Origin of the sequence: Niastella sp. (assembly GCF_045805085.1) — a bacterium.
GTDB lineage: Bacteria > Bacteroidota > Bacteroidia > Chitinophagales > Chitinophagaceae > Niastella.
In genome coordinates, this window is record NZ_JBJMLX010000378.1 from 1 (window position 1) to 7,773 (window position 7,773).

At 46.2% G+C, this 7,773-nt stretch carries 7 protein-coding genes and 1 tRNA gene; 6 read left to right on the top strand and 2 right to left on the bottom strand.

The features are described from left to right. The coding region (locus tag ACJ751_RS19515; RefSeq protein ID WP_407747199.1) for a GNAT family N-acetyltransferase at positions 1–367 on the bottom strand (367 nt) is incomplete at its 3' end. A gap of 279 nt (positions 368–646) precedes the next feature. Between ACJ751_RS19515 and ACJ751_RS19520 the strand changes: the two genes are divergently transcribed. Further along, positions 647–3,712 carry a SusC/RagA family TonB-linked outer membrane protein gene (locus ACJ751_RS19520; RefSeq protein ID WP_407747200.1) on the top strand — a complete coding sequence of 1,022 codons (3,066 nt, stop codon included), beginning with the start codon at positions 647–649 and terminating at the stop codon, positions 3,710–3,712. 19 nt (positions 3,713–3,731) lie between these two features. Next, complete coding sequence (locus tag ACJ751_RS19525) at positions 3,732–5,138, top strand: SusD/RagB family nutrient-binding outer membrane lipoprotein (protein WP_407747201.1); 1,407 nt, start codon at positions 3,732–3,734, stop codon at positions 5,136–5,138. Positions 5,139–5,427: 289 nt separating this feature from the next. Here ACJ751_RS19525 and ACJ751_RS19530 read toward each other — a convergent pair. Then, a tRNA-Gln gene (locus ACJ751_RS19530) sits at positions 5,428–5,498 on the bottom strand. Between the two features lie 197 nt (positions 5,499–5,695). Between ACJ751_RS19530 and ACJ751_RS19535 the strand changes: the two genes are divergently transcribed. The 4 genes from ACJ751_RS19535 to ACJ751_RS19550 form a co-directional block, all read left to right on the top strand. Continuing rightward, the gene (locus ACJ751_RS19535; RefSeq protein ID WP_407747202.1) at positions 5,696–6,280 is read left to right on the top strand and encodes an RNA polymerase sigma factor; all 585 of its coding nucleotides are present in this window, start codon (positions 5,696–5,698) and stop codon (positions 6,278–6,280) included. 64 nt (positions 6,281–6,344) lie between these two features. Then, positions 6,345–6,689, top strand: coding sequence for a hypothetical protein (locus tag ACJ751_RS19540; protein WP_407747203.1), 345 nt, complete (start codon positions 6,345–6,347; stop codon positions 6,687–6,689). After that, positions 6,686–7,210 carry a Spy/CpxP family protein refolding chaperone gene (locus tag ACJ751_RS19545; protein WP_407747204.1) on the top strand — a complete coding sequence of 175 codons (525 nt, stop codon included), beginning with the start codon at positions 6,686–6,688 and terminating at the stop codon, positions 7,208–7,210. The genes ACJ751_RS19540 and ACJ751_RS19545 overlap by 4 nt, the downstream gene beginning before the upstream one ends. Before the next feature lie 113 nt (positions 7,211–7,323). Next, positions 7,324–7,773 (top strand): hypothetical protein (locus tag ACJ751_RS19550; RefSeq protein WP_407747205.1); only part of this gene is annotated, 450 nt, incomplete at its 3' end.

Genomic DNA, 7,773 nt, shown 5'->3' on the forward strand with positions numbered 1-7,773 from the left:
AAAACCCTTCATCGATGACGGCTTTGCAGCACCGGGTAATGATGCCTTTACCCATCCATTCCTTGTCGAGCCAGTAACCAATGGAGGCGCTTTTATTAATAAGATCAATGTTGTACAACCCTAATCTCCCTATCATGACATCGTTCTGCATAATCACATAACCCATCTCCGTATGATTGGCATATCGTTGTTTTGAGCTGTTGATGTATTTTCTGAAGTCATCTACAGAGCGCATCTGGTCAACCCAGGGCAGCCACACCCGCAAATGCAGGCGGTTTAGTTTCACCAGTTGATACAGGGTCTCGGTATGGTGATAATCGATCAGCACCATTGAAAGTGTATTATCCACGTTTATTTTGACACTCATTCGTAATATCATATTAATGGTTGTTCAATTTACTGATTAATTGAACATGATAAGCAGGGCAAAGGGCAAAAGACAAAGGGCAGGATAAAACCCGGGTTAATCAATTACGGTAAATAAGTCGTCAAGAACTAATAACACATTTACGGCACACCAATATAAATTCGTAAAGCATCCGGGGAGCATTCATTTCTTTCCCTGGCTGTTACTCCCCTACCCCGGTCCTGTACTCTAACGACTACCCGCCGTAGCATTTACAACATACAACCAAAACAACATACCATGCAACCAAAATTGCCAGGCGTCATTGTATTGACTGCAACCTTGTTTTTGTTTACCAGTACGTGGGCGCAGAATAAACTGCTGCGGGGAAAGATACAGGATGAAAATGGTAGTCCCCTGCCCAAAGCTTCCATTATGGTAAAGGGCTCAAAAGCCGGCATCAGCAGTGGCGACGATGGTAGTTTCGAGATCAACGTTCCCACCAATGCCACACTGGTTATCACCGCTATTGGTTATAACAAAAGTGAAGTAAAAACTGCTGCACAGGATTTTGTGACCATCACGTTATCGCCCGATGATCACTCATTGAATGAAGTGGTGGTAACGGCACTGGGCGTTAAGCGCGAGAAAAGGAACCTCACTTTCAGTTCGCAGGAAATAAAGTCAGATGAACTGGGGCGGGCCAAAGAACCGAATGTACTGAACGCCATGACGGGCAAAATAGCCGGGGTACAAATAACCAGTAGCACCGGAGCGCCGGGCTCATCAAGCCGCATTGTAGTGCGGGGCGTTACTTCGATCGTTGGGAATAATGAAGCGCTTATTGTAATAGATGGCATTCCAATAAACAATGCTGAAACAGGTGCGGTAAACAATGGTCCCGGCAGCAATCGCCTGCTCGATATTGATCCCGCCATTATTGAAAGCGTGAACGTGTTGAAAGGCGCTGCCGCTACCGCCCTGTATGGGTCTGCCGGCGCCAGAGGCGTGGTCATGATCACTACTAAAACCGGCAGCGGTTCTAAAAAGCCAGCGATCACTGTTTCGCAAGACCTCTCTTTTGAAAGCGGCATCTTTGCCAAAGTACAGGACAAATACGCACAGGGCGATCGTAAGGACATAAACGGCGTGATCTACGACAACGTATATTATGACGGCGATGCTGACAAGGCCAGCAGTTCGTGGGGACCGTTGATGGATACCTTACGGGTGAATGGTCAACCGGTTCAAAAAAGGAACCAGGTAAAAGACTTTTTTCAAACCGGCGTTACTTCCACCAGCGCTATCAGCTTTTCCGGTTCCAACAGTCCCGGCTCCAGTTATTTCGCTTCTTATTCTTACCTCGATCAAAAAGGGATTGTTCCTACCTCTTATTTAAAGCGGCATGCGGTGTTTACTAAATTTACCACCAAGCTCACTGATAAAATAGCGGGTACGTTTCAATTCAATTATGCAAACAACCGCACCAATCGCGTACCTGAGGGTTACAATCTCGAGAGCCCCATCTGGACAATTTATGCGGCGCCAATTTCATGGAACCCATTTCCTACCGTGAATACAGATGGCACGCAACGCGTTTACCGGTTCGGACGTAACAATCCATATTGGGTGCTTGATAACATTTATACTCATGGTACGGTGAACCGCTTTTTGCCCGCGATCACATTAAACTATACGGTCACCGACTGGTTGAATATTACGGAAAGAATGGGCGCCGATCTGTACGCCGAACAGGTAAAATATTTTGAAGCGCGGGGTTCTGCAGGCAATCCCAATGGCTTAATTGTTGACCGCACCAATACGTTCCGTCAGTATAATAATGATCTGATCATTGATGCGCATAAACAGTTCAATAAATTCAATGTGCAGTTGTTGCTTGGTAACAACGTGCTATCTACCTATACGCAAAATGTAGAAGGCCGGGGTGTTGGGTTATCTGTTACCGGCGGTTATGATAATGTGGCCAACGCTTCTACCCAAACCTATAGTGAGAAACATTACCTTGTTCGCAAGACAGGTTTTTATTCGCAGGCCAACTTCGACTATAACCACCTCCTGAACCTGGCGCTAACAGGCAGGTATGATGGCAGTTCGGTACTGGCCAAAAGCAACGCCTTCTATCCATATGGGTCGGCGGCGGCCGGATTTGTTTTTTCAGAATTACTAGGACCCAAACTTTCTTCTGTTATCAACTTTGGTAAAGTACGCGTATCCTATGCCAGCGTTGGCAATGACAATGTGGACGCCTATTCCCTGACCACGCCTTACCTCAATGTAAGCAGCGCCAATAATAATACGATCGCGGGCATCTCCTTCCCTTTTCAGGAACAAAATGGTTTTCTGTTGAAGGATGTGCTTGGCAATCCTTTTTTGAAAAACGAACTGGTGCGTGAATTTGAGACTGGCATTGAAATAAAAGCATTGAACAATCGTATTGGCGCCGAAGTATCGTGGTTCAATAAAAAGGTACAGGATGGGTTGATCCCGGTTACCATTTCTCCGGCTACCGGGTATAACCAAACCACTATCAATACCGCCCGCTTACAAACAAAGGGTATTGAAATATTGCTGAACGCAAACCCGGTGCGGGCGGGTAAATTCAACTGGGACCTTATCTTCAGCTTTACCAAACTTGATAATAAAGTACTGGCCCTGCATGATGACCTTACCCAGGTAAACGTTGGCTTTACCAATGCCATAGTTGGCCAGCCTTATGGAGTTAAATTCGGTACCCGATTTGCCCGCGATCCCAGGACCGGTCAACTGTTGATCAACGCCAGCGGTCTTCCCTTTGCTGATCCTCAACAAGGCATTCTGGGTAATATTTCACCCGACTGGCTGGCCGGGCTGACCAACAACCTGAGTTATGGTCCCTTCAGTCTCAGTTTCTTTTTTGATATGAAGAAAGGCGGCGTTACAGAAAATAACGTGGATGGCTATGGCTACTTTTACGGCACACCCAAGGTAACGGAAGATCGTGGCATGCGCACTGTGGCCGGCATCAGCACCGTAGATGACAAAGCCAACACCGTAGCAGTAAAAGGACAGGATTACTGGCGACAGGTCTCGGGTATTGTGGAATCGGTGATCCAGGATGCTACCTATATAAAGCTGCGTAACGTAAGCATTGGCTATGTGCTGCCAGGCAAACTGATCCAAAAAACACCACTCAAATCAGCGTCGTTAACACTTACGGGCAGAAACCTGTGGATCCACAGTCCGCATTTTACCGGCGGCGATCCGGAAACCAATTCATTTGGGTCATCCAACGGATCGCTGGGCCTCTATTCTTTTTCAACGCCAACCGCCCGGTCGGTGAATATCAGTCTGAAGATCGGATTATAAACTTTTTAACAAGATCATTATGCGCACAACAACATATATTCTGCTGCTCGCCCTTTGCCTTACCTCCGGATGCAAAAAGTATATTGATGTAAACAATGACCCCAATAACCCCACTACCGTGCAGGAAGCCCTGATACTGGCGCCGGTTGAATTGAATTTATCAACGGTACTTACCGGTGGCGCTTATTACAACTCCACTGGTTTCGCGGCCATCCTGGCGAACCATTATATGCAAAACATTGCGTTGAATCAACCTGTACCCAACGAGGGCACTTACCAGTTGTTCAACATTAACCTCGATGATTCCTGGAAAAGCATTTATGTAGTGGGTCTCAACAACCTGAAGGCCCTGCACGACAAAGCTATTACGAATGAGAACTATAATTATTCGGGCATTGCCAATATCCTGAGCGCTTTTTGCCTGGGCATCGCTACCGATTACTGGGGCGATATTCCCTATTCTGAAGCGTTTAACGGCAACACAAAACTGAAACCTGTGTACGATTCGCAGGAAAGCATTTATAAATCTATTCAGCAACTGCTCGATGATGGTATTGCCGACATCAATAAGAACGCCACGTTAACACCTGGCGATGATGATTATTACTATGGCGGTGATATGGACCAATGGAAGCGGCTGGCTTATACTTTAAAGGCGCGGTATTACATGCACCTTACCAAAGCGCCTGGTTACACAGCAGCAGGCCAGGCCTCCCTGGCATTAGCCGCCTTACAAAATGGAATGCAGGACAATGACGATGATATGAAGATGACTTATCCCGGCAGCGCCGGTTTTGAAAATCCCTGGTACCTTAATTTTCTTTCCGTATCAACCATCGTATTGTCATCTGCCTGTGTGGATACGCTGGTTACGCGTAACGATCCACGTCTGCCCAAACTGATTGCAAAAGCCAAATCAACAGGGTTATACAATGGCCGGCCTATTGGGTCAATAAACATCAGCGGCAGCCTGAATGTTTACTCGCTGCCCGGCATGGCTGTTGGGGCGGCCAGCTCGCCGGTGTATGTGCTTAATTATTCAGAAGCGCTCTTTCTGAAAGCGGAGGCTACTTTAATAAGATCGGGTTTTGCCGCGGCGGAACCCATTTACCAGGATGCCATCAAATCACATATGACAAAATTGGGTATTGCTGCTGGCGATATAAATACCTATCTCGCCGATCGCGGCGCTTTAACGGCCACTAATGCTCTGCAACGGATCATGGAGGAAAAGAAGATCGCCAATTTTTTATCGATAGAAAACTTTAACGACTGGCGCCGGACGGGATTTCCCCTGTTGACCAAAGTGCCGAATGCCCTCTCGGATATCCCCCGCCGGTTGTTATACCCGCAGGTGGAGCTTACTTCGAATCCGCAGTCGATACAAACGGCTAAGTTGACGGACAGGGTTTGGTGGGATCAGTAGTTTTTAGTTGAAAGTTGTTGGTTCTGGGTTCTAAGTTTATAGTTCGTAGTTATTGAGTTTGTTAGTTTGTTAGTTGGGAGCTCATGAGATGAAACCTGGATTGCCTTCGGCGATCCAGAACCGCTTTGTTAGCCGTGGATTGGCTACGCCGATCCAGTGACGCTTTGTATTACCCAAAGGCCCTCTGCCCCGCTATGCGGGGCAGGGCTTTTTTATTTGTTCGCTTTCCCGAACGAGTTCGGGACGCTACCAAATAAAAAAGCCCTCCGATTGCATCGGAGGGCCTTTGTTACCCGACCTGGATTCGAACCAAGACAAGCAGAACCAGAATCTGCGGTACTACCATTATACTATCGGGCAATTGTTTTAAGAACTTGCTGCAAAAATAAAATTATTACAGAACGTTACAAAATAAAAGGTGACTTGAAAACCGGACTCCCCAAATTCAGGTTGCAAAAATGCCTGATGATCTACACTTTTGGCCTGTCTATCCCGATTTCCCGTATCATATCGAAGGATTTCGTAAGTTGTAGCTTCAAATTTAAACGGCCGTCTTTTTGAACGAACTGGATCTGATACAACAACTCCGGGCAGGAGATGAAGGGGCATTCAAATTATTGGTAGCAAACTATCAGGACCTGGTATATAACACGGCGCTGGGTATTGTGCAAAATAGTGAAGATGCCGAAGATGTTGCCCAGGAAGTATTTATTCAGGTGTATCGCTCCATAGATCAATTCAAGGGAGATGCCCGGTTATCTACCTGGATCTACCGCATTACCACCACCAAGGCTTTGGATCACATCCGCAGCCGCAAACGTAAAAAGCGTTTTGCCTTTATTACCAGTCTTTTTGGCCCTAATGATGAGCTGGTTCATGAACCGGTTGATTTTCAGCACCCAGGGGTGACTTTAGACCGAAAGGAACAGGCGGCCCTGTTGTTCCGGATGATTGAGCAACTACCTGAAAATCAGAAAGTAGCATTTACTCTGCATAAAACCGAGGAGCTGAGTTACCAGGAGATCGCCGACGTGATGCAATTGTCGGTATCGGCAGTAGAGTCGCTGTTATTCAGGGCCAGACAGAATTTGCGCAGACTGTTGGAGAAATATTATCAACAGAGTAATCCACAAGACAAGTAAGCGGTTCGAAGGTTTTAGGATTTATTAGCGTCAAATGTATAAGTTTACATCGTAAATTACATTTATGTCAATCGATTCAAATAACGACTCCCGGATAGATACGGTGCTGAATAGCCTGGAGGGGATGCAGCGGGCAAAAGCGCCTGATTTCCTGTATACCCGCCTGCAGGGGAGGGTGGAGCGAGAGTTTGACCAGGGTGGTCCTATCGGCCGCTGGCTTACCAGGCCTGTGCTGGCCTTAACAATTGCAGCGATCATTCTCATAGCAAATGCTACTACCGTGTTAAAAATGTGGAAGCAGAACACGGCTTCCTCAAATATAAATACTGAATCAGGTCAGGTAGTAGCTGCTGAATACCCCGCAGGTGGTGTGTACCCTGTATATAATGAAAATTCACCAGAACCATGATGAAGCCCCCCCGTCAAAGATGGCTTTTGGTACTTGTAGCGATCTTATTATTGACCAATATTGCCACCCTTTCTATTTACTGGTTTAAAAAACCCAACCATGAAGGTGGACCTGGGCACGACCCCGGCAACCGGGAAAAAAGAATGGGTCAGTTCATGGTCGATCAAATGAAATTCGACGCTACCCAGGAAGCAGCTTACTGGAAATTGCGTGATTCCATGATCGATACGCAACGGCCGGTAGTAGACAGCATGCGCGACGCCAAGAAAAGATTTTTCGATCTGTTGAACCAATCTAATGTAACAGACTCTGCATTGATAACCCGCAGCAATGAAATTGCCGCTCTGCAAAAAAGGCTCGACCTCGCTACTTTCCGTCACTTCCAGCATGTGAGGGCCATCTGCCGCCCCGATCAATTACAAAAGTTTGATACGGTTATTAAAGAGATCGTAAACCGGATGACCCCTTTTAGAAGAATGAATAAACAAGGGGACTCTACAGAGAAAGCAACCAGGCAATAGGAAACCCACGATGCACAAGCGTTGTAGCACTTAATTTACCACGAAATGGGTATTACGATGTATTATTTTTGGTTGTTACTTTGCTTCTGATAGTAACACCAAAATCATTGTTTATGCGATCAACCATTTTGTTAGCCAGCTTTCTAGGCCTGCTTTCCCATGCAGGTCTGGCCCAGGATTGTAACAATTTTTATTTCCTGCAAAAGAATAAGACTGTTGAAATGACCATTTATAATAAGAAGGGCGATGCCAGCGGCAGGCAGGTGTATACAATCTCGGATGTCACCAATAGCGGTGATAATATTACCGGCACTGTTAATTCAGAAATGTTTGATAAAAAGGGGAAGTCTATCGCCAAAGGCCATAGTCAGATTGTTTGCAATGGCGGCGTTATGATGATTGATATGACCATGCAATTGCCCCAGCAACAACAGGAACAATTTGCCAAAGCTGATGTAAAGGCCGATAAGATCTTTATTGAATACCCCAACAACATGAAGGTGGGTGATAAATTAAAAGATGCCACACTAAGCATGGACATAGACAACTCAGGAATGAAACAA

Coding starts and splice junctions, on each gene's coding strand:
- ACJ751_RS19520 (WP_407747200.1), top strand. CDS start 647: ATGCAACCAAAATTGCCAGGCGTCATTGTATTGACTGCAACCTTGTTT.
- ACJ751_RS19525 (WP_407747201.1), top strand. CDS start 3,732: ATGCGCACAACAACATATATTCTGCTGCTCGCCCTTTGCCTTACCTCC.
- ACJ751_RS19540 (WP_407747203.1), top strand. CDS start 6,345: ATGTCAATCGATTCAAATAACGACTCCCGGATAGATACGGTGCTGAAT.
- ACJ751_RS19545 (WP_407747204.1), top strand. CDS start 6,686: ATGATGAAGCCCCCCCGTCAAAGATGGCTTTTGGTACTTGTAGCGATC.